Source organism: Ilumatobacter nonamiensis YM16-303, from assembly GCF_000350145.1.
Lineage (GTDB): Bacteria > Actinomycetota > Acidimicrobiia > Acidimicrobiales > Ilumatobacteraceae > Ilumatobacter_A > Ilumatobacter_A nonamiensis.
Genome location: NZ_BAOL01000339.1, coordinates 1 through 437 on the forward strand (window position 1 = coordinate 1; position 437 = coordinate 437).

Sequence of the window (437 nt, forward strand, 5' to 3'; positions counted from 1 at the left end):
GATGCAGCGGGCGTTGATCACCCGCGACTTCTCGCTGGCGTACGTCCAGCAGGTCGGCTCGCCCGACACGCCGACGCTCTACAACATCGCCGCCATGTGGTCGGCCCTCGAGGGGTCGATCCTGCTGTGGGGAATCACACTCGCCGCGTTCACCGCTGCCGTGGCATGGCGCTTCCGCAAACGCAACGGGGACGAACTCGTCGGGTGGGCGCTGGTCGTGATGTTCGTCGTCACGGCGTTCTTCGCGATGTTGAGCTTCGGACCGGCGGACGCGTTCGCCGCCGGGGCGACCAACTTCAACCCGGTCGACGCGACCGGCCCGAACCCGCTGCTCCAGAACCACATCCTGGTCCTGTTCCACCCGCCGATCCTCTACCTCGGCTACGTCGGCTTCACCGTCCCATTCGCGTTCGCGATCGCCGCGCTGATCACCGGTC

General features: G+C 67.0%; 1 protein-coding gene. It reads left to right on the forward strand.

Translation table 11 applies throughout. From position 1 onward, the window contains the following. Positions 1-437: cytochrome c biogenesis protein CcsA (gene ccsA / locus ON45_RS20545; protein WP_040496656.1), on the forward strand; the 437-nt coding region annotated here is incomplete at both ends.